Below are 21,611 nucleotides of genomic sequence, written 5' to 3' on the forward strand. Positions count from 1 at the left end.
AATTGAAAGTGAAAATACAATTACTTCTTCGCCTCCGCTTGTTCTTCCTTGATTTTCGCTTGAACTCTTTTTGTCTCATAAATGATGACACCGGATAATCCGAGAAGCCCGATTAAGTTCGGAATCGCCATGAGGCCGTTTAATACGTCTGCTAGAGCCCAAATGACATCAAGGGATGCCGTAGCGCCTACATAGATAAAGAGCACGAACGCGAGTCTGTAAAAACGCACTGCTAAAACGTTCGGGAATAAGTATTGGAAACATTTCTCGCCATAATAACCCCAACCGAAAATAGTAGATGTTGCAAAGAATATTAGTCCGATAGATACTACAATTGGACCGGCTCCGCCTAGGAATTCACCAAAAGCGGCGGCCGTTAAAGCGCCTGCTTCAATTGATGTATCTTTCCACTGTCCGGACATGACAATTGTAATTCCTGTAATTGAACAAATGACGAGTGTATCAAATAGAACTTGCGTCATTGAAACAAGGGCTTGTCTGCCAGGCATGTCAGTTCTTGCAGCGGCTGCTGCGATCGGCGCAGATCCAAGACCCGCTTCGTTGGAGAATAAACCGCGTGCAACCCCGAAACGAATTGCGGCTCCAATTGAACCGCCAACAGCTGCTTCACCCGTAAAAGCAAATTTGAAAATCATTGCAAAAGCTTCTGGAACAAGACCGATGTTTAAAATCATAACGATTCCACCTGCAATAATATAAAAGAGAGCCATAATGGGAACGAAGAAAGAAGTTACACGCCCGATTACTTTAATTCCTCCAAGGATAACGGAACCTGCTAGTAAGACTAGCGCAAGACCAGTAGCCCAGTGGGGAAATGAGAAAGTTTGGGACATAACATCGGCGACAGCCTTAGCTTGCGTACCGTTTCCGATACCAAAAGCTGCAAGCGCGCCAAATATTGCAAAGAGAACGCCAAGCCATTTCTGCTTAAGCCCGTGTTCAAGATAATACATCGGGCCCCCAGCCATTTGCCCATTAGCGTCTTTAACACGGTATTTAACTGCGAGAATGGCTTCCCCATACTTGGTAGCCATTCCGAAAAATCCTGCCATCCACATCCAGAAGATTGCTCCGGGTCCTCCGAGCACGACAGCTGTGGCGACACCGACAATGTTACCGACGCCAACAGTGGCGGCCATGGCAGTCATAAGCGCTTGGAAATGCGAAATGTCTCCTTCTGATTTTTTATCCTGATTTCTCGAAAAGACTAGTTTTAAAGAGTAGGGCAATAATCGTAATTGAATAATCCCGAGTCTCGCTGTTAAATAGATTCCGGTACCGACAAGCAAGATTAGTAAAGGCGGACCCCAAATGACACCACCGATACTATCCAGTATCTCTTTAAAATTTCCCATTTCATTCCCTCCAATTTGTCTATATTCATATAAAGATTGTCCATCTATTAAACTAGAATAAAGATAATCATCCTCCTTGAAACCAATAGTATTATGCTTATTCACAATCTTCCGAAATAATGTATTAATAGTCAAGCTTTATTTTTTTTATTTTTCAAGTCATGTTTTTTTCTATATCATTAAGGGTATAATGCTCTATGCAAATTCTTTAAAAGTGGAGGGTGTTCAATGAGCGGAAATAAGTTGGGAAAGTATATCCTTTTTGGTGCATTGGCAGGAGGGATAATCAGTTTATTCGACAGAACGACACGTGAACAAGTCATGAATAAATCAAGGGATTTTATTTCTGATGTTCGCTATTATTCGAAAAATCCGGATGTGGTTAAATTAAAGATCCAAGAGAAGTCAGAAAAATATCAATCGATTTATGAACAAGTTGCAAATGATGCGACTTATTTCAAAGGGAAAATTGATGAGTTAAAAGAACTCAGCCCCCAAGTAAAGGAATTAGTTGTTGACACAAAAGATGCATTCACTGAAGCGAAGGATGATTATAAAGCAATGGTAAGCGAAAATTCTACCAGCGATTCAATGGGAAAATAAAGGATGAAGAGGGGAGTGAGGAAATGATGACAGAAAAAAAATCAAATACTCCTAAATCTAAATCAGAATCCGAACTATCAGCAGCAATCAAACAAGATGTAGTAGAAAAGAAAAAACATCAGAAAAGCAATTCTAGTTTTCGGAACTTGGCCATCGTCAAATTCATGGATGATGTCAAAGAGGGAGATCTGGAAAAGTTTGATGTGACAACAGTCAGTGGATTTTTAAAAGAGTTGATAACACGAATAAGGAAAGTCGATGTTACGGGCCTTGGTTCACAACTCGCTTTCTTTTTCTTATTATCTCTTTTTCCACTATTAATCTTTCTATTTACCCTTTTGCCCTATTTAAATTTAGACCAATCGGAAATTTTCTTGTTTATAAGGGACTATGCGCCGGCAAGTGTAGCATCGTTGATTGAAGACACTGTCGGCGAAATTTTAAGTAAGCGTAATACCGGTTTACTTTCAATTGGGGCGTTAGCTACAGTGTGGTCTGCCTCGAAAGGAATGAATGCACTTACGAAAGCATTGAATCGTTCTTATTTTACAGAAGAAACGCGAAACTTTTTTGTCGCGCGCGGGATGTCGGTTGTCTTCACCATCATGCTTATATCAGTGCTTATTGTCGCATTGGTATTACCGGTATTCGGTAAACAAATCGGCATATTCGCATTTTCATATTTGGGATTAGAAGCTGGCTTTCTGTCTATATGGAATAATTTGAGATGGATCATTCCGCCATTTTTGATATTCGGCGTTTTTACAATCCTTTACTGGCTTGTGCCGAATTTGAAATTGAATATTAAAAGTGTCTTATCAGGGGCGGCTTTTGCGACATTGGGGTGGATACTTACTTCGGTTGGATTCTCGTATTATGTTAGTAGTTTTGGTAACTACTCGAACACATACGGAAGTATTGGGGCTATCATTGTTTTGATGATGTGGCTATACTTCTCCGCCATTATATTAATGCTTGGCGGTCAGATTAACGCAGTCATGAGCGAGCGCCGACAAGCGATTTTAGCGAAAAAGAAAAGCAAAGCAGTCATTTGACCGCTTTGCTTTTCTATTTAGTTTACCTTATTCAGCATCCGTAATCCGTTTAAAATTACAAGAATCGTACTTCCTTCATGGCCAATCACGCCGAGAGGAAGATCGACGACTTGCATGAAGTTCGAAACAATCAAGACTGCGATGACAGCAATTGAAAAGAATACATTTTGTTTTACGATACGTTGCATTTTTCGCGATAATTTAATAGCATAAGAAATTTTTGTAAGATCATTTTGCATTAGAACAATATCTGCCGTTTCCAAGGCGACATCCGTGCCGTCACCCATTGCAATCCCCGAAGTTGCCGTAGCAAGCGCAGGCGCATCATTTATCCCGTCACCGACCATTGCGACGGCCTCATATTTTTGAATAAGCTCTTTTAATTTTTCGACTTTCATTTCAGGCAAACATTCAGCAACGTAACGATCTATTTGAACTTCGCTCGTAATAGCAGCGGCTGTTTTTTCATTATCGCCGGTTAGCATAATTGTTCGTATACCGGCTTTTTTTAATTCATTAATCGCTTGTATCGATTCATTTCGTAATGTGTCCTTCGAAGCGATTGCAGCAACAATCCCTTGATCATCTTTCAAGAAAACGACAGTCTTTCCGCCTTCAGATAGATTCATAGCAATCCCGTCGTTAAAGTCCTCTGCTAGCTTCTTTCCGACAAATCCGGGGTTGCCGACAAGAAATTCTTTACCGCCGTAGATTGCGCGAAGACCATGTCCAGGCAAGTCTTCAGTTTGCATGCCTTGTAAATGAGTCAACTTTTTCTCATTAGCAAAGTTTGTAATTGCGATTGCAAGCGGGTGATTGGATTGCGATTCGATTCCGGCAATGAGTGCCAAGGTTTCATCGGCGTCCTCGCCTTCGCGGACGATGAAATCTGTAACAACAGGATGACCAGTTGTCAACGTGCCTGTTTTATCGAAAGCAATTGCATTAACTGAACTTAAAAGTTCAAGATGAATTCCGCCTTTAAATAAAACTCCTCTTCTCGCGCCGTTCGAAACTGAAGCGAGTGTAGCCGGCATGACGGACGCCACAAGCGCACAAGGCGAGGCGACGACGAGCAGAACAATGGCACGATAAAAAGTTGTCGTCCAATCCCAGTCAAAAACAAAATGGGGAAGAAACATCATAATGAAAACTGCGATCAGGACAATTTTCACGTAGGTCCCTTCAAATCGTTCGATAAATTGTTGGGAAGGAGATTTTTCGCTTTGAGCACTTTGAACGAGCGTGATTATTTTCTGGAAAAGCGTTTCTGAACTCGGTTTCGTCATTTCCATTTGAATCGCGCCACTCAAATTGACTGTACCGGCAAATAAATCATCATCAATTCCTTTCGTAACCGGAATTGATTCACCGTTTATTGCGGACATGTCAACTGACGTCATTCCACTTATGATTTTACCATCAACCGGAATTCGCTCACCGGGTTTTACAAGTAGTAAAGCTCCTACTACTAGTGAATCCGTTGCTACTTTTTCAGTCGTTCCATCTTCTTTCAGGAGCCAAGCTTCTTCAGGTTGCAGTTCCATTAATGAGGAAATCTCTTTGTGACTTTTATTGAGTGTATAGGTTTCCAATGCTCCGCTTAATGCGAATATGAATATTAGTATTGCACCTTCTGTCCAGTACCCAATAACTGCAGATCCAATTGCGGCAAACACCATTAACATTTCAACATTTAACTCTTTGTCGTTAATGGTTTCCTCGATGCCTTCTTTAGCTTTAGCATACCCGCCAATTAAAAATGCGGCAATATACAAGGAAACTGAAATAGCATCGGCTCCATTTTCGCCACTTAGCCACGCCGCTACTATAAGAAGTCCGGAGAGGATAGCAGCCACGAGTTCAATATGCTCAAGCCGGTTGATTTTGCGTTGATTTTCAAAAGGGACATCCATGATATTTCCCTCCTATTAAAATAATGAGTATCAGATAATAATTATTCTAATTATAACATATGAGTTTAAGAACGGTAAGGACTTTGCTTTGAAGATAAAATGCAATTCAATGAATTCTAAATAGTTCTTTTGAATCAAATTAATATTAGAGTAGTATGAACATTGTCAATATAGTGTCGATATGTTAAGCTATACTTAATCAACTGAAAGGGAGGGCGTAGTGCTTGTGTAGACGAACTCAGAATCTAAGTTGAAGGAGGGGATTCGTAAACGTCCAATGGCGTTAAACTTTCCCAACGGACAATACGATTTATGGAAGCAGAAAGTGAAGAATCATTTCAAACATAAAAGGCTTAGCTCATCTGAAAGTAAGAGATGGACTAAGCCTTTTTCTAATGGATTTCGTAAGATTTAACAATCTCGATAGATTCTGATACTGATTGCGCCATTGAACAGTTCTTCATTGTTAGATCCATAACCCTCGGCATTTTTTCTTCATTGATTTCCGTACCTTCAATAATGAAATGCAGATGGATTTTCTCGACCCTATTTGCCTCGTCCGAATTTCGAACAACTTCCTTCACCTCAATACGAATATCTCTAGCAGGCATTCGCATTCTTTCCAGCACTTTTCGCAATACGCCGCCACTGCAAACTGCGATTGAAGATACTAACAGTTGGTACGGTCTAAATCCGTATTCATCATTTGAAGAAACCTGAAGCGATCCAAAAGATGTTTCTGTTTGAAAGCCGTTTTCCGTCATTGTATATTTCATATGTAATCCCTCCCCGATATGGTAGAATTATACACGATTTCACACTTTATTAGAACGGGTTGACTTAATGGGTACTTTTACAGTAATAGAACAAAGGCGATTTAGAATTCTTGTTGCGATTGTAGCAATTTCAGGATTCTCGCAAGGAATGCTCCTGCCTTTAATTTCAGTCATCTTCGAAAAAGATGGCGTTTCAAGTGCGTTAAACGGATTAAACGCAACTGGCTTATATATCGGGACGCTTCTCGTATCGCCATTCATGGAAGCCCCTCTGCGAAGATTCGGTTTTAAACCGATCATTGTCATCGGCGGCATGTTGGTGTTCATTTCTTTATTATTATTTCCATTATGGAAAAGCATGGTGTTTTGGTTCATCTTGCGATTAATCATCGGAATAGGGGATCATGCACTTCATTTTTCGACGCAAACATGGGTGACAAGTTTTTCGCCGAAACATCGTCTTGGTCGCAATATTGCAGTGTACGGTTTGTCATTCGGGGTAGGTTTTGCGGTTGGCCCTTTATTTGTCCCGCTTGTAAATATTTTTGAAGGGTTGCCATTCATTGTTTCAGGTGTTCTTTGCATGCTCGCATGGTCGCTGATTTTCTTATTGAAAAATGATTTTCCAGATGTTATTAAAGGAACGTCTGCAGAAACTGGATTCATCAATAGATTCAAGACAACATCTGCCTTTGCATGGTTGGCGTTTCTCGGGCCATTTGGTTATGGGTTTCTCGAATCTTCCTTGAATGCCATTTTTCCTGTCTATGCGCTACGAAACGGTGTTAGTGTATCTTCTGTTTCAGTTATATTGGCGACATTTTCAGCAGGGGGAATTGTCTCGCAAATACCGCTTGGCATGCTTTCAGACCGCATTGGAAGGCGTCCAGTATTTCTCATTGCACTGGGCGGGGGAGCTGCAGCATTTTTTGCGGCAAGTCTCTTTGAAGCATCAACATTACTCGTTATAGGAACTTTTTTCATAGCTGGATTATTTGTAGGATCCATCTATTCACTCGGAATTTCATATATGTCAGACCTGACACCAGCTGAACTGTTGCCAACTGGAAATCTCCTATGCGGGATCTTTTTTAGTTTCGGTAGTTTAACGGGTCCATTTTTAGGCGGTTTATTTTTAGAGTTCGAGGCCACTTTCAGCTTTTTATTACTCATATCACTCTTTTTGGGCACGCTATTTCTAATATCCGCTATTAATAAACCGAACAACAATAAAATGAGAATATAAATGCGCCCTATATTAAGGCGCATAACTGTTTTATTAAAACACCGGTTCAATGCCTTCGTATTCCATGACCAAATCATCAAGGGATTTGAAAACGTAACCCTCTTTTTTAGCATCTTGGATAAAAGAAGGAAGAGCTTCAGCATTATCCGATGATACTGTATGCATTAAGATAACGGCACCGGGGTGCAGTTGTTTCATCAGTTCGCCATAAGCATAATCTTTTCCTCTCGGCTTATCTTCATGCCAGTCTACGAATGCAATTGACCAAAAAATATGGCGGTAGCCGAGTTCATTGCCAAAACCTAGAAGTTTTTCATTGAAGATGCCCTTCGGCGGTCTTACATAAACGGTTCGTTCAATCCCAGTTAACTCTTTAAGCTTATTGTCGAATCGACTCCACTCATCTTCCATTCCTTTTTCCGATAAATTCGCCATATTGGGATGGTCGTATGAGTGGTTCCCTATAATATGGCCATCATTTACCATCCGTTTCAAGATAGGGGTCGCGCTCGTTAAATAATGCCCCGTCAGAAAAAATGTCGCGGGGACATTTTCTGCTTTCAACGTATCTAAAATCGATTCGGTATAACCTGCTTCATACCCATTATCAAATGATAAATAAACTACTTTTTCATCTGGTTTTCCTTTATAAATAGCGCCGTATTTATCTAATATTTCGTTAAAAGCAGCACCTGCATCCGGTGGAACGCCGTTCGTCGCTTTCTTGAATCCCCAATGGAATTCTTCCGCGGCTGCTGAATAAGGATTGAAAAAGATTCCCGCCAAAATTATCATGCCAGCAAGCATTAGACCACGCCAGTGATATTTATTCATAAAAAACGCATCCTCCTTTTTAGGTAGGATGCGTGTTAGTTAAGTAATTATACGTCTTTAGTAGTTAGATCTTCCAAAGCTGATTCCAACGTGGGGAATGAAAAATCGAAGTTGTTTTCAAGTAATTTTTCAGGCGTTACATGCTGCCCCGTTAATACTAATGCACTTTTTTTGCCCAGTGCTAATTTCATTGCAATGGCGCGGGAATCCAGTGAGTTCTTTGAAGGATTGCGCCAATTGTTTGGCCAAATTCTTTCATGCGTTTTGGCGATGGCACTGTTACGTTTAATGGACCCCTGAGATTGTCATTTTCAAGAGCAAAGAGAACCGCTCGGGCGACGTCTTCTATATGAACCCATGAAATCCATTGTTTACCTGTACCGATCGTCCCGCCCGCAAATAATTTATAGGGAAGCGCCATAAGGGGGAATGCACCGCCGTCTCGACTGAGAACGACGCCGAATCTCGTGCAAACGACACGCAGCCCGTCGTATTTAGCACTTAACGCTTTTTGTTCCCAATCATTAACTGTCTTGCCGATAAAATCATCTGCAACCTCATGTGATTGTTCAGTATAAAGATGTTGATCGTCAGCTGGATAAATTCCGATTGCACTCGCATTAATTAAGACAGATGGTTTTTCTGGAAGTGCTCGAATGATTCGTAGCAACTCATCGGTGGCAGTCATTCGACTATCATAAATCTGTCGTTGATGATTTGCTGACCAACGTCCATCGTTTATAGAAACGCCGGCAAAGTTAATAAATGCATCCGCATAAGCAATCTCTTTTTCTGGAAAAAGGCCTTCATGAAGCCATTTCACATAAGAAATATTTTGATCATTTGTCGCGCTCTTCCTCGTTAAGACAACAACTTGATGACCCGCTCTTTGCAATACTTCAGTTATCTTCCGACCAATTAACCCAGAACCGCCGGCAAGTACAATTCTCATTATTTTCGCCTCCGTCTTAAAAAATATAATTTGTATAGCTGAATCAATCAGGCAGAACATGTATACTTAGGGAAAGTACAGGAGGGATTTAAAGTGCCTGTTATTACAAAGATAACACAACAAAAGAAAGATAAGGAACGGTATAATATATTCCTTGATGAAAAGTACGCGTTCAGCGTTCATGAATCAGTTTTGGTTAAATTTGAATTGACAAAAGGGATGTCGTTGGAAGATTGGTCTGTCGATGAAATGGTTTATGAAGATGAAATTCGTAAAGCATTTAATCGTGCACTTCATTACTTGGGTTTCCGTATGCGCAGTGAATTTGAAGTGAAACAAAAGCTAATGGAAATCGGGTACGGCGAAGCGGTTGTATTAGAGGCGATTGTGAAATTAAGAAACTTGGGCTTTCTGAACGACGAAACGTTTTCAGAAGCGTTATTGGAAACGCAGAAAAGGTCTTCTAGTCGCGGTCCGCGGGCAATTCAACAAGAACTTCAGAAGAAAGGCATCGCGAAAGAACTCCAGGAACAAGTGCTTGATTCCTACACGGAAGAAGAGCAAGTTGAAATCGCTAGGAAGTTGGCGGAGAAAGAAGCTGCAAAAAGCCGTTCCCAATCTCCGTCCCAAACCAAACAGCGAATTCATAATGTTTTATTACGCAAAGGGTATTCATATGAAATTAGTAAGCAGGCTTTAGAAAATCTAGACTTATCTATTGATGAAGATGAATGGGCCGACGTGGTCGAATCGATCGGCGAGAAAGCATGGCGCCGTTATAGTTCGAAATTTAGCGGCAGAGATCGAAATAATCGGGTAAAACAATCCATGTACCAAAAAGGAATACCACTTGACCGAATCGATCGTTTCATCGAAGAGAAGGAGAATGAAGATGACAACTGAGAAAAAATACAGCGAAATGACAGAACATGAATTGCGCAGTGAAATAGCAAATTTACGCGAAAAAGCGCGTAAAGCAGAACAGCTCGGTATTCTAAACGAATTTGCGGTTTATCAACGAAAAATGTTAATGGCCGAAGCTTATTTAATCGATCCCTCCACAATAGAAAATGGAGAAATTTATCGCATCGAAGGCGATGAAGGAATGTTTTTTCAAGTCGATTACTTAAAAGGGCGTTTCGCATGGGGACATAGATTGGGCGGCAGTCTGGCAAAAGAAGCATTGCCGATTTCAATGTTGAAACCAGTGAAAACAGGGAAATAGAATAGGCGAAAAGCTATGAACATGAAGAATGTCATAGCTTTTCATTTGTTTCAAGAATGTGGTATAAAATTCAACTTTTTATTGAGCTTTTCCTCAGAGAAAATCCATCCAGTATATGAATTGATAACATTCATTTCCGAATCAATATGGGCCACAGCGACAAAGGGATAATAATCTTTATTGCGATAGCGTAAATCGATTAAGCGAACTTCGCATAAATCGCCGGCTTTCGTAATTTCCCATCGGTATATTGGTGAAAAGTCGGTGAATGCTTTTACATTATTATCCTCTAGAGCAGCCTTTACTTCTGGAAAATCTGGCAAAGGATCTTTCGTAAATCGATCATAAATCGTAATGGAGCGTCCATACGCACGCCCGACATAATGGCATTTTGGAGAAGAGGCGGCAACTCTCCATTGGAAAAAGCGAATAGTTGGCGCAATAATAATCTCATCCGCATCGGGAATCGTATGTGCAACAGCACGTTTGACAGCGTACTTCAACATGAACCGAAGCAAATAATAGATGAAGATTATCCCGTACGTAATCGATATCGGGTAAATCGGTTTGACGCCGAAAAGCCATATCGTAATCGCTAAAATATGCAAGATGAAAATGATCGGGTCGAATGTATTGATAACACCAATTGCGACCCATTTTTTTGAGAAGGGTCGCAATGCTTGAGTTCCATACGAATTAAATATATCAACAAATACATGTAAAAAAACAGCTAAAAATGACCAAGCCCACACATGGATAAAATTGGCCCCCGGAAAAATTAAAGTCAACACTATAGTTAATAGAAGTGGCCAGAGTAACACTGCGGGAATTGAATGCGTTATTCCACGGTGATGCCGAATGTATACTGCATTGTTTCTAAGTTTTAAAACGGTGTCGATGTCTGGAATGAGAGAACCGACGACAATGCCAGAAAAAACAGCACTAGTCGTCACTGCATCTGCTGAAACGACTGGATCAGATAAGGCAAGTCCGCAAATCGCAACACCCATTACAACATGAGTTCCAGTATCCAAAAAATCAGCTCCTTTTGTCGGAAGAAACAATTTTGCTTCCTAACATGGAATCGGAATTGTGCATAAGGATGTCCTTGTATAATGTATACCCTTTTCGGTTTAATCATAACATACGCTTTATGGAGGGAAACATGCGAATAATAGAAGAAAAAGATAAATTTTGTAACGCGCTAATTTCGTGGTATAACGACGAAAAAAGAGATTTGCCGTGGAGACATACATCCAATCCCTATTATATTTGGGTGTCAGAAGTAATGCTGCAACAAACCAGGGTAGAAACAGTAATCCCATACTATAATCGATTTATCACCAGATATCCTACGATGGAATCCTTGGCGACTGCAGAGGAAGATGAATTACTGAAGATGTGGGAAGGACTCGGATATTATTCTCGTGCTCGGAATCTGCAAGCCGGCGTTCGCGAAGTTGTTGAGAAGTACGGCAGTAAAGTTCCGGAAAATCGAAAAGAAATTTCGACATTAAAAGGCGTAGGTCCATATACAGCCGGCGCGGTACTCAGTATTGCATTCGGTATTCCAGAACATGCTGTAGACGGAAATGTTATGCGTGTCGTTTCCAGACTTCTTCTGATTGAAGAAGATATTACAATTCCAAGAACGAAACGAATATTTGAAGATATCATTATGGAATTAATCGACCCAAATGATCCGTCTTCTTTTAACCAAGGACTCATGGAACTTGGCGCAACAATCTGTACACCGAGACCGAAATGCCTTCTTTGCCCCGTTCGCGAGTTTTGTTCGGCATTCGATGAAGGACGACAAGATGAGTTGCCGGTTCGAACGAAAAAGAAAAAGAGCAAGATTATTCCCGTAACTTCTTTTGCAATCCAAAATAAAAACGGCCACTGGTTATTAAGAAAGCGGCCAGAAACTGGACTGCTTGCAAATCTGTGGGAATTTCCGATCATTGAATACAAAAGCGATCACACCCCAATGGAAATATTCACGAAAGAAACAGGCATACATATAAAATCACTCAATGAAATTATAGCCTTTAAGCATATTTTCACCCATATAACGTGGGAAATGAACAGCTTTCGGGCACGAATAGACGAAAAGGAAACAGTTCCGGACGGCTATCAATTTTTTACAGAAGAAGAAGTCGAATCATTGCCCAAGCCTGTACCGATTATAAAAATATGGGAATCAATTAAAAATGGAGGAATTTTAAAATGACAGAAAATAAAGTAGCTATGGTAACGGGAAGTTCAAGAGGTTTAGGAAAAGCACTCGCGATTGAGCTTGCGAAAGATGGATATGACATTGTCGTTAATTATGCACGTAGCAAATCAGCAGCTGAAGATACTGTAAAAGAAATTGAAGCGCTTGGCAGAAAAGCAATCATGCTTCGGGCAAATGTGGGAGACGTAAAAAAACTACGTGCAATGTTTGAACAAGTGAAAGAAGAATTTGGTCGTCTGGATGTGTTCGTTTCAAATGCAGCATCGGGCGTTTTGCGGCCGATTATGGAGCTTGAAGAATCGCACTGGGATTGGACGATGAATATTAACGCGAAAGCGATGTTATTCGGAGCACAAGAAGCAGCTAAACTCATGGATAAAGGCGGTAAAATTATTGGTATAAGTTCGCTCGGTTCAATTCGTTACCTCGAAAATTACACAACGATTGGCGTATCCAAAGCAGCAATTGAATCGTTAACGCGTTATTTAGCTGTCGAGTTCGCGCCCAAAGGAATCATTGTGAACTCTGTATCAGGAGGAGCGCTCGACACGGATGCGTTAAAACATTTTCCGAATCGCGAAGAGTTACTTGATGACGCTAGAAAAAATACTCCAGCAGGACGAATGGTAGAAATTGAGGACATGGTAAAAACGGCAATGTTCTTGGTTTCTGATGATTCCAACATGATATGCGGTCAAACGATTATTGTCGATGGTGGACGATCAATCGTAATGTAAAAAAATAAAGGGATAAAAAATAAATTACTGCACATGTTAAGGAGCACGGAGGTGAATATCCATGACTAAAAAACCGAATCAAACAAACGTGAACCAAGTTAGGCAACAAAACCAGCAATCCTTACAAGGACAAGGTCAACAAAATCCGATGGGTGAGGAATTTGGTTCCGAGACTGATGTAAATCAGGTTAGGCAACAAAACCAGCAGGCTGAAGCGAAAAAGCAACAACAATCTTCAGGTATGCGTGCTAATCGATTCCAAAACGGTTCTAAGTAAGTGGATGGACATCACCTGCCGGCAGAAGCATAAGCTTCTGCCGGTTTTTTTGTTTTGCAAAGGATAAACACGGAAGATTCAAATGCTATGGTTTCATCTTTGAAGGTTCTATTGATATACTAGTGAAATCATATAAGCGTATCGAAACTTTAGAGCAACGAAAAGGTGGGATGAAAAAATGGTGATTCCTAAGGAAGGGGAAACAATACAAGTACATAGTTATAAACATGATGGCAATATCCACCGTGTGTGGCAGGAAACAACCGTATTAAAGGGGACTCGCAATATTGTGATCGGCGGCAACGAGCGGACACTCGTCACGGAAGCGGATGGACGAACGTGGGTAACGCGTGAACCGTCAATTTGTTATTTCCATGCGGAGTATTGGTTTAATATTATTTGCATGCTCAGAGAAGATGGTGTTTATTATTACATTAATATGAGCTCTCCATTTGTTTATAATAACAAAACGCTGAAATATATCGATTACGATTTGGATGTAAAAGTATTTCCAGATATGAGTTACATGATTTTAGACGAAGATGAATATGAGGATCATAAAAAACAGATGAACTATCCAGATGTCATCGACCAAATATTGTACAATAATCTCGATAAGTTATTGAGTTGGATTAAGCAACGACGCGGTCCGTTTGCTCCTGATTTCATACAAGCATGGACAGCAAGATATGAATTTCAAAAGAAAATTCGAAGCAGTGAGAAACCGCCGCACACCGAATAAGCTTTATTCTAGTAGGAGGAAAATTGATGGGTGGCAGTATTAAACGTTATTTAAAGTTCGTAAAGCCATATTCATGGTTAATATCACTTACTTTAGTCATAGGGATTATTAAATTTGCAATCCCATTATTCATGCCGCTTCTCATGAAAATCGTGATTGATGATATTATTGGATCATCGACATTATCAGCCCAGGAAGCGACGAAGCAATTATTTTACTGGCTCGGAGGAACGATGTTATTATTCTTTATCATTCGTCCTCCAGTCGAATACTACCGACAATATTATGCTCAGTATGTGAGCAATAAAATATTATATGATATTCGTGAAAACCTTTACTCGCATTTACAAAAGCTCAGTCTGCGCTATTATTCCAATACGCGGGCCGGGGAAGTCATTTCACGTGTCATTAATGATGTTGAACAAACAAGAAACTTCGTCATGATAGGACTCATGAACGTTTGGCTCGACTTGGCGACAATTCTTATCGCGGTTGGAATCATGTTGACAATGGATATTCCGCTTACAATCGTGACGCTTCTTGCATTTCCGTTTTATGGTTACAGTGTAAAACACTTCTTTGGAAAACTTCGCATATTGACTCGGAAACGATCCCAAGCACTTGCGGACGTCCAAAGTTATTTACACGAACGAGTTTCCGGAGTCAGCGTTATTAAAAGTTTTGCATTAGAGGATGTAGAGCAGGAACGATTCAATGAGACGAATGGGACCTTTTTGGACAAAGCAATCGATCATACGAGGTGGAATGCTAAAGCTTTTGCAGTAGTCAATACGATTACAGATGTTGCGCCGCTTCTCGTTCTTGCCTATGCAGGATACCAAGTCATCAATGGGAGCCTTACAGTAGGAACGTTGGTTGCGTTTATCGCATTTATTGAGCGCGTGTATAGTCCGCTTCGCAGGCTTGTGAATTCTTCCACTTCGCTGACGCAATCATTTGCATCCATGGATCGTGTTTTTGAATTAATGGAAGAAAAGTACGATATTACAGATAAAGAAAACGCAGTTTCATTACCTAAAATTAAAGGTGAAATAGAATTTGAAAATGTAAGTTTCTCATATGAGGAAAACGGAGAAAATGTATTAAAAGGAATTAACTTCAAAGCGAACCCTGGAGAAACAGTCGCATTCGTTGGGATGAGCGGCGGAGGAAAGTCGACAATTGTCGGGTTGATACCGCGTTTCCATGATGTGAAAAGCGGCGCTGTTCGAATCGATGGACATGATATACGGGATGTGAAAGTGAAATCCTTACGAGATCAAATCGGGATTGTTTTGCAAGATAGTATTTTATTTAGCGACTCCGTGAAGAGCAATATTTTAATGGGCAAACCCGATGCGACGGATGAAGAAGTGATTGCCGCTGCGGTTGCCGCAAACGCGCATGATTTCATCGAAGAGCTTCCGGAAGGGTATGAAACGACTGTCGGAGAACGCGGAGTTAAACTTTCAGGAGGTCAAAAACAACGCATTGCCATTGCACGCGTATTCTTGAAAAATCCGCCACTTCTTATTTTAGACGAAGCCACTTCGGCCTTAGACCTTGAAAGTGAATCACTAATCCAAGATTCACTACAGGTATTGGCGCATGAAAGAACAACACTTGTTGTGGCCCACAGATTATCGACAATTACGCATGCAGATAAGATTTTTGTAGTCGATGCAGGCGAAGTGAAAGAAGTGGGCACACATGAAGAGTTAATGAAAAAAGAAGGAATTTATTATGGTTTATTCCAAGTGCAACATATTTAATTTATAACGTTATTGTCATCCTTTGCCGGGATTTCAATAACGTTTTTTTGTTACAGAAAATATTCAAACTAAATCTTTGTTGTAATTTTTTATATTGTCAGTATAATTATCATTATATGAATTAATCAGAATACCAAGATAGAACTAGAAAAGGGTGATCTGGTGGATAATCGACAATCTGTTCTTCAAGTGAAAAATCTTCAGACTACTTTTTTCACGGACTCGGGGGAAATTCCGGCTGTAGATCATATTGACTTTCATTTAAAAGCAGGAGAAGTTCTTGGCATTGTCGGGGAATCAGGTTGTGGAAAAAGTGTAACTTCGCTATCAATTATGGGACTAGTACCGAGTCCGCCTGGAAAGATTGTCGGAGGAGAAATATTATTTAAAGATCGCGACTTGCTGAAAATGTCGGAAGCCCAAATGCGCCATGTTCGCGGGAATGATATTGCAATGATATTTCAAGAGCCGATGACATCTTTAAATCCGCTCTTTACAATCGGCAATCAGCTCATTGAAGCCGTCTTAATTCACGAAAAGAAATGGTCGAAGAAACAAGCTAGGGAAAAGGCGATTGAAATGCTAAAGCTGGTCGGCCTACCTAGAGCCAGCGATTTAATGAAAGATTATCCCCATCAATTATCTGGAGGCATGAGACAGCGTGTAATGATTGCAATGGCACTCGTTTGCGATCCAACTGTATTAATCGCCGATGAACCGACGACCGCACTCGATGTTACCATTCAAGCGCAAATTTTAAAATTGATGAAAGAATTAAATACGCGGCTTAACACTGCGGTTCTTCTCATTACACATGACCTCGGCGTTGTCGCAGAAACATGCGAACGCGTCATTGTTATGTATTCAGGTCAAATTATTGAAGAAGCGCCTGTAAAAACGATTTTTGAAAATCCCGAGCATCCATACACGAAGGGGCTTATTCAATCGGTGCCCGACATAAGATATAAAAAGGACCGACTTTATTCAATCGCTGGGAACGTGCCGAGGCCGGGTACAATCGAACGTGGATGCAGATTTGCTGCACGTTGCGAGTTTGCATTCGAGCGTTGCCTTCAAGAAAATCCGGAACTATACGAAACATCCACCGCTCATCAAACACGGTGCTTCCTATATGACAAGAAAGGGGCGGAAGCGCTTGACAAAGCCCTTATTGAAAGTTGAAAACTTGAAAAAGTATTTTCCGATTAAAAAAGGTGTGCTTGGGAGAGTTGCAGGCCAAGTAAAAGCGGTCGATGATATATCTTTTTACGTGAATGAAGGAGAAACGCTAGGAATTGTCGGTGAATCGGGATGCGGTAAATCGACAACCGGCAGAATGCTTCTAAGACTACTTGAACCAACTGAAGGCACGGTTGAGTTCGACGGGAAAGATATTACTAAACTATCTGCGGAAGAAATGCGGAAAACGAGACGCGATATTCAAATGGTGTTTCAAGATCCCTATGCTTCCTTAAATCCGAGACATACTATCGAAAAAATTTTGGGGGAGCCATTATTGGTCCATGGCATAAAAAGCGCTAAAGAACGAAATGCTAAAATTCGCGAGTTTTTAGAAGTAGTCGGCTTGAGCGACTTTCATGCAAAACGGTACCCGCATCAGTTTAGCGGCGGTCAAAGGCAACGAATCGGAATCGCGAGAGCTCTTATGACAAATCCGAAACTAATTATTGCAGATGAACCGGTATCCGCGCTTGATGTGTCGATCCAAGCGCAAGTTCTTAATTTAATGCAAGACTTGCAAACAGAATTTAATTTAACTTATATTTTCATTGCCCACGATCTGGGAGTGGTTCGCCATATTAGTGATCGAGTTGGGGTTATGTATCTAGGGAAAATAGTAGAAGTATCAGAGAGTGAAGATCTTTATGCAAATCCGCTCCATCCATATACACAAGCCTTATTATCAGCAGTCCCGGTTCCAGATCCAGACTATATTAAGCAGGAAGTTTTTCTTGAGGGGGATATTCCAAATCCTGCGGATCCCCCAACTGGTTGCACATTCCATACAAGATGCCCGTTTAAGATGGATATTTGCACGCGGGCTATTCCAAAGCTTATAGAAGTTGAAAAAGGTCATTCTGTTGCGTGTCATCTTTATCCAGATGGTACCGACAATGATATAAAAACAGATGGAGGGGTCATTCAATGAGAAAAGGTAAGTTTTGGTCGTTAGCGCTATTACTTCTCCTCGTTTTATCCATGGTTCTTGCAGCATGCGGGAACGATGATGGGGATAAAGGAAAAGAAGGAGAAGATAGTAAAGGGACAGAAACAGAAACAAAAGGTAGCGGAGAAACATTAGTATTCGGACGCGGTGGGGATTCAACTTCGCTGGATCCATCACGAGTCACTGAAGGCGAAACGTTTAAAGTAACGGTGAATCTTTTTGAAACGCTTCTAAATTTCGGCGAACAAGACACAACGATTCAACCTGGACTCGCCAAGAAATGGACACCATCTGAAGATGGATTGACGTATACGTTCGAATTAGAAGAAGGTGTCAAGTTCCATGATGGTACAGACTTTAATGCGGATGCAGTCGTTAAAAACTTCGAAAGATGGGCTAATGGCGATGAGGAGATGTTCCCTTACTATGCATCAATGTTTGGCGGATTTAAAGATGATGAAAGCCATGTCATAGAATCAGTCACGGCAGATGGCGATTACACAGTCGTTATCAAACTGAAAAGACCACAAGCGCCATTCCTTAAAAACATTGCGATGGACATGTTTGCAATTGCAAGTCCAACCGCGTTTGAAAAGGGTGACCAAGAATTTGCAAGAAATCCTGTCGGTACGGGTCCATTCCAATTTGTCGAATGGAAACCAAATGACTCGATCACAATTGAAAAATTTGATGGTTATTGGCAAGAAGGACTTCCGAAACTCGGAAAAGTTATTTTTCTGTCGATTCCGGATAACTCAGCACGTCTAAACGCGCTTCTGAAAGGCGATATCGATCTTGCTGACGGCATCAATCCTTCAGATGGTCAAAAAATTGAAGATAGTGCCGACTTGCAATTATTCGAACGTCCATCGATGAACGTCGGCTATCTCGGTTTGACCGTGACTCGTCCGCCGTTTGACAATAAATTAGTTCGTCAAGCCATGAACCATGCGATTGACAAGCAGACAATCATCGATTCGTTCTTTGAAGGGCGCGCTGATATTGCTGTAAACCCGATGCCAGAATCAATTTCAGGTTATAACGATGAGATTGAAGGCTACGAATACGATCCAGCAAAAGCAAAAGAGTTATTGAAAGAAGCTGGATATGAAGATGGATTTGAAATGGAGCTTTGGGCTATGCCAGTACCGCGTCCATACATGCCGGACGGTGAAAAAGTTGCCGAAGTTATTCAGAAAAACCTAGAAGATATCGGTGTTAAAGCAAAAATTGTTTCTCATGAATGGGCAACATACTTGGATCTTGCTAGTAAAGGCGACGCAGATGCATTTATGCTCGGTTGGACTGGGGATAACGGAGACGCGGATAACTTCCTATATGTTTTACTAGATGAAGATAATATCGGAAGCAACAACTATACGTACTTCAAAAATGACGGCATGCACGATTTACTCATCGAAGCACAATCAGAAGTCGATGAAGATAAGCGTATAGAGCTTTACAAAAAAGCTCAGGAAATCATTCACGATGAAGCGCCATGGGTTCCGCTTGCTCACTCGACGCCACTTCTCGGAGGGGCTAAAGAGTTAACAGGTTTCAAGCCGCACCCAACTGGTTCGGATATCTTGAAAAACGTAGATTTTAAGTAATTGATGAAAAGAGGGAGGGTCTGTTGGATTCTCCCTTTTTTAATCCGCATTATTTTTACATAAATAAAAATCCAAGCTATTGAGTCAGAGGGGTGAATTGATTGCTGAACTATATAGGGAAAAGATTGCTGCATCTTATCCCAGTCTTGCTGGGGATGACATTTATCGTGTTTATGATTATCCGAGCGATTCCTGGTAATCCGGCACAAATGATCCTTGGCCAACAAGCGACGAAGGAAGCTGTCGAAGCGTTGACGGTGAAACTTGGACTCGATAATCCATGGTATATCCAATATTTTAAATACCTCGGTGCCATATTAAAAGGAGACTTGGGCGAATCGATGAGAACCCATGCACCTGTAGCGGATGAATTATGGCCTTATTTAGCAGCTACTGCTGAACTCGCGATCTTTGCTATCATCATTGCAATTGTTGTTGGTATTAATGCTGGAATCATTTCGGCATGGTTTCAAAATTCTTGGTTTGATTATACAGCTATGGTTCTTGCGCTTGTTGGTGTTTCCATGCCGATTTTTTGGCTCGGCCTCATGGAACAATGGTTATTTTCATTGGAGCTGGGATGGCTGCCAACAACAGGTCGTATGCAAGTCCGTGATCCGGTCGCATCGATAACCAATTTATATGTAATTGATACGATAATAGCCGGACGTTTTGACCAACTATGGCAAGTCATTCGGCATTTAATATTACCTGGTTTTGCGTTAGCAACGATTCCTATGGCGATAATTGCCCGGATGACAAGATCAAGCATGCTTGAAGTAATGCGTTCCGATTTTATCCGCACAGCGCGCGCAAAAGGGCAAAAAATGTTTTGGGTCGTTTACAAACATGCACTTAAAAACGCTATTATTCCAGTATTAACAGTGATTGGGTTGCAAATGGGAATGCTCCTCGGTGGTGCAATATTAACTGAAACGATTTTTGCTTGGCCGGGAGTAGGAAGATACATTTACGATGCAATTGGTTATCGGGATTACCCTGTTATCCAGTCGGGCATTTTAATCATTGCATTTTTCTTTGTCATGATAAATTTATTTGTCGACTTATTGTATAGCTTCATTGACCCAAGGATTAAATATGATTAAGGAAGGGGGTAGTGACGATGTCTGAACTTTCACCGAAAGTAGATGGAATCGTCGAGGCGGAAGTTGACCGATCAGCAGGGCCTTGGCGTGAAGCTTGGAAAGGGTTTAGAAAAAGTAAAGTAGCGGTTGTCGGCATGGTAATCGTATTTTTCTTTATAGTCGTTGCTCTAGTCGGCCCGTTTATTGCAAAAGAAGGCATAAATGAACAGTTTATGGCCGATCGTCTTCTGCCTCCTTCGTCAGAATATTGGCTTGGGACAGATGACTTTGGGCGTGATATATTATCCAGAATTATTCACGGTGCACGTATTTCATTATGGGTCGGTTTCTTTTCAGTAATTGGCTCTGTCGTAGTAGGGAGCGTTCTCGGGATAATTGCTGGTTATTATGGTCGTTGGGTTGATACGATTATTTCAAGAATCTTTGATATCATGCTAGCATTCCCATCAATCCTGCTAGCAATCGCGATTGTTTCAGTACTAGGACCTTCACTACGAAATGCGTTAATAGCAATCGCGATTATCAATGTACCGAATTTTGGACGACTAATACGCTCAAAAGTACTGAGTATAAAAGAGGATGAATATATTACCGCAGCCAAAGGAGTAGGCATGAAAGATGCGCGAATATTATTTTCGCATATACTGCCGAATTCTATGGCGCCAGTAATTGTGCAAGGAACGTTAGCCATTGCGACAGCAATCTTAGAAGCAGCTGCACTAGGGTTTCTCGGACTTGGTGCTGCGGCGCCAGAACCCGAGTGGGGAAAAATACTTGCAGACTCGAAAAACTATCTTCAGTCGGCACCGTGGACGATGATATTCCCGGGACTCGCCATCATGCTCACCGTTCTAGGTTTCAATTTAATGGGGGACGGATTACGAGATGCAATGGACCCGCGGATGAAAAACTAAAGAAATCCCGCACATCGAGACCACTCTTGATGTGCGGGATTAT

General features: G+C 41.1%; 22 protein-coding genes. 15 read left to right on the forward strand and 7 right to left on the reverse strand.

Annotation, left to right across the window (positions count from 1 at the left end; genetic code table 11):
* Positions 1–20: 20 nt before the first annotated feature.
* Positions 21–1,376: an alanine/glycine:cation symporter family protein gene (locus G8782_RS16960; RefSeq protein WP_172373413.1), complete on the reverse strand. Its 1,356-nt coding sequence runs from the start codon at positions 1,374–1,376 to the stop codon at positions 21–23.
* 228 nt (positions 1,377–1,604) lie between these two features.
* On the opposite strand from G8782_RS16960, the gene G8782_RS16965 reads away from it, so the two are divergent.
* On the forward strand, positions 1,605–1,979 hold the full coding sequence (locus G8782_RS16965) for a YtxH domain-containing protein (protein WP_172373415.1): 375 nt from the start codon (positions 1,605–1,607) through the stop codon (positions 1,977–1,979).
* Between the two features lie 164 nt (positions 1,980–2,143).
* Positions 2,144–3,034, forward strand: a complete 891-nt coding sequence (locus G8782_RS16970; RefSeq protein ID WP_172373486.1) for a YihY/virulence factor BrkB family protein — start codon at positions 2,144–2,146, stop codon at positions 3,032–3,034.
* 17 nt (positions 3,035–3,051) lie between these two features.
* Here the strand turns inward: G8782_RS16970 and G8782_RS16975 are convergent, their stop codons facing one another.
* Together G8782_RS16975 and G8782_RS16980 are read right to left on the reverse strand one after the other, a co-directional pair.
* The gene (locus tag G8782_RS16975) at positions 3,052–4,950 is read right to left on the reverse strand and encodes a heavy metal translocating P-type ATPase (protein ID WP_172373417.1); all 1,899 of its coding nucleotides are present in this window, start codon (positions 4,948–4,950) and stop codon (positions 3,052–3,054) included.
* Between the two features lie 392 nt (positions 4,951–5,342).
* The gene (locus G8782_RS16980) at positions 5,343–5,726 is read right to left on the reverse strand and encodes an OsmC family protein (RefSeq protein ID WP_172373419.1); all 384 of its coding nucleotides are present in this window, start codon (positions 5,724–5,726) and stop codon (positions 5,343–5,345) included.
* Positions 5,727–5,793: 67 nt separating this feature from the next.
* Here G8782_RS16980 and G8782_RS16985 point away from each other — a divergent pair, with 67 nt between their 5' ends.
* Positions 5,794–6,972: an MFS transporter gene (locus G8782_RS16985; RefSeq protein ID WP_172373421.1), complete on the forward strand. Its 1,179-nt coding sequence runs from the start codon at positions 5,794–5,796 to the stop codon at positions 6,970–6,972.
* Between the two features lie 33 nt (positions 6,973–7,005).
* Here the strand turns inward: G8782_RS16985 and G8782_RS16990 are convergent, their stop codons facing one another.
* The 3 genes from G8782_RS16990 to G8782_RS16995 are packed head-to-tail and all read right to left on the reverse strand — an operon-like array spanning position 7,006 to position 8,758.
* The gene (locus tag G8782_RS16990) at positions 7,006–7,806 is read right to left on the reverse strand and encodes a polysaccharide deacetylase family protein (protein WP_172373431.1); all 801 of its coding nucleotides are present in this window, start codon (positions 7,804–7,806) and stop codon (positions 7,006–7,008) included.
* 47 nt (positions 7,807–7,853) lie between these two features.
* Positions 7,854–7,997 carry a DUF1731 domain-containing protein gene (locus G8782_RS18740; protein ID WP_343035092.1) on the reverse strand — a complete coding sequence of 48 codons (144 nt, stop codon included), beginning with the start codon at positions 7,995–7,997 and terminating at the stop codon, positions 7,854–7,856.
* Complete coding sequence (locus G8782_RS16995) at positions 7,994–8,758, reverse strand: TIGR01777 family oxidoreductase (protein WP_343035093.1); 765 nt, start codon at positions 8,756–8,758, stop codon at positions 7,994–7,996. The genes G8782_RS18740 and G8782_RS16995 overlap by 4 nt, the downstream gene beginning before the upstream one ends.
* 93 nt (positions 8,759–8,851) lie before the next feature.
* On the opposite strand from G8782_RS16995, the gene recX reads away from it, so the two are divergent.
* Complete coding sequence (recX, locus tag G8782_RS17000) at positions 8,852–9,661, forward strand: recombination regulator RecX (RefSeq protein WP_172373433.1); 810 nt, start codon at positions 8,852–8,854, stop codon at positions 9,659–9,661.
* Positions 9,651–9,983: a YfhH family protein gene (locus tag G8782_RS17005; protein WP_172373435.1), complete on the forward strand. Its 333-nt coding sequence runs from the start codon at positions 9,651–9,653 to the stop codon at positions 9,981–9,983. Before recX ends, G8782_RS17005 begins: the two co-directional genes overlap by 11 nt.
* 50 nt (positions 9,984–10,033) lie before the next feature.
* On the opposite strand, the gene G8782_RS17010 is transcribed toward G8782_RS17005, so the two are convergent.
* Positions 10,034–11,017, reverse strand: coding sequence for a metal-dependent hydrolase (locus G8782_RS17010; protein ID WP_172373437.1), 984 nt, complete (start codon positions 11,015–11,017; stop codon positions 10,034–10,036).
* A gap of 131 nt (positions 11,018–11,148) precedes the next feature.
* Here G8782_RS17010 and mutY point away from each other — a divergent pair, with 131 nt between their 5' ends.
* The 10 genes from mutY to G8782_RS17060 all read left to right on the forward strand — a co-directional run bounded on the left by mutY (position 11,149) and on the right by G8782_RS17060 (position 21,568).
* On the forward strand, positions 11,149–12,216 hold the full coding sequence (gene mutY, locus G8782_RS17015; RefSeq protein WP_172373439.1) for an A/G-specific adenine glycosylase: 1,068 nt from the start codon (positions 11,149–11,151) through the stop codon (positions 12,214–12,216).
* Entirely contained in the window at positions 12,213–12,959 is a 747-nt protein-coding gene (gene fabL / locus G8782_RS17020; protein WP_172373441.1) for an enoyl-[acyl-carrier-protein] reductase FabL, read from the forward strand. Before mutY ends, fabL begins: the two co-directional genes overlap by 4 nt.
* 61 nt (positions 12,960–13,020) lie before the next feature.
* Positions 13,021–13,236: a gamma-type small acid-soluble spore protein gene (locus G8782_RS17025; RefSeq protein WP_172373443.1), complete on the forward strand. Its 216-nt coding sequence runs from the start codon at positions 13,021–13,023 to the stop codon at positions 13,234–13,236.
* 178 nt (positions 13,237–13,414) lie between these two features.
* Positions 13,415–13,978 (forward strand): nucleoside tri-diphosphate phosphatase, encoded by a 564-nt coding sequence (gene ntdP, locus G8782_RS17030; RefSeq protein WP_172373445.1) that lies wholly within the window; start codon positions 13,415–13,417, stop codon positions 13,976–13,978.
* A 26-nt stretch (positions 13,979–14,004) separates the two neighbouring features.
* Positions 14,005–15,750, forward strand: a complete 1,746-nt coding sequence (locus G8782_RS17035; RefSeq protein WP_172373447.1) for an ABC transporter ATP-binding protein — start codon at positions 14,005–14,007, stop codon at positions 15,748–15,750.
* 162 nt (positions 15,751–15,912) lie between these two features.
* On the forward strand, positions 15,913–16,932 hold the full coding sequence (locus G8782_RS17040; RefSeq protein ID WP_172373449.1) for an oligopeptide/dipeptide ABC transporter ATP-binding protein: 1,020 nt from the start codon (positions 15,913–15,915) through the stop codon (positions 16,930–16,932).
* Complete coding sequence (locus G8782_RS17045) at positions 16,907–17,920, forward strand: ABC transporter ATP-binding protein (RefSeq protein WP_172373451.1); 1,014 nt, start codon at positions 16,907–16,909, stop codon at positions 17,918–17,920. The genes G8782_RS17040 and G8782_RS17045 overlap by 26 nt, the downstream gene beginning before the upstream one ends.
* Positions 17,917–19,548: an ABC transporter substrate-binding protein gene (locus tag G8782_RS17050; protein ID WP_172373453.1), complete on the forward strand. Its 1,632-nt coding sequence runs from the start codon at positions 17,917–17,919 to the stop codon at positions 19,546–19,548. The genes G8782_RS17045 and G8782_RS17050 overlap by 4 nt, the downstream gene beginning before the upstream one ends.
* A 101-nt stretch (positions 19,549–19,649) precedes the next feature.
* Positions 19,650–20,654: an ABC transporter permease gene (locus tag G8782_RS17055; protein ID WP_172373455.1), complete on the forward strand. Its 1,005-nt coding sequence runs from the start codon at positions 19,650–19,652 to the stop codon at positions 20,652–20,654.
* A 17-nt stretch (positions 20,655–20,671) separates the two neighbouring features.
* The gene (locus tag G8782_RS17060) at positions 20,672–21,568 is read left to right on the forward strand and encodes an ABC transporter permease (protein WP_172373457.1); all 897 of its coding nucleotides are present in this window, start codon (positions 20,672–20,674) and stop codon (positions 21,566–21,568) included.
* Positions 21,569–21,611: the final 43 nt, after the last annotated feature.

The sequence above is a fragment of the Sporosarcina jiandibaonis genome, assembly GCF_013184495.1.
Taxonomy (GTDB): Bacteria; Bacillota; Bacilli; order Bacillales_A; family Planococcaceae; genus Sporosarcina; species Sporosarcina jiandibaonis.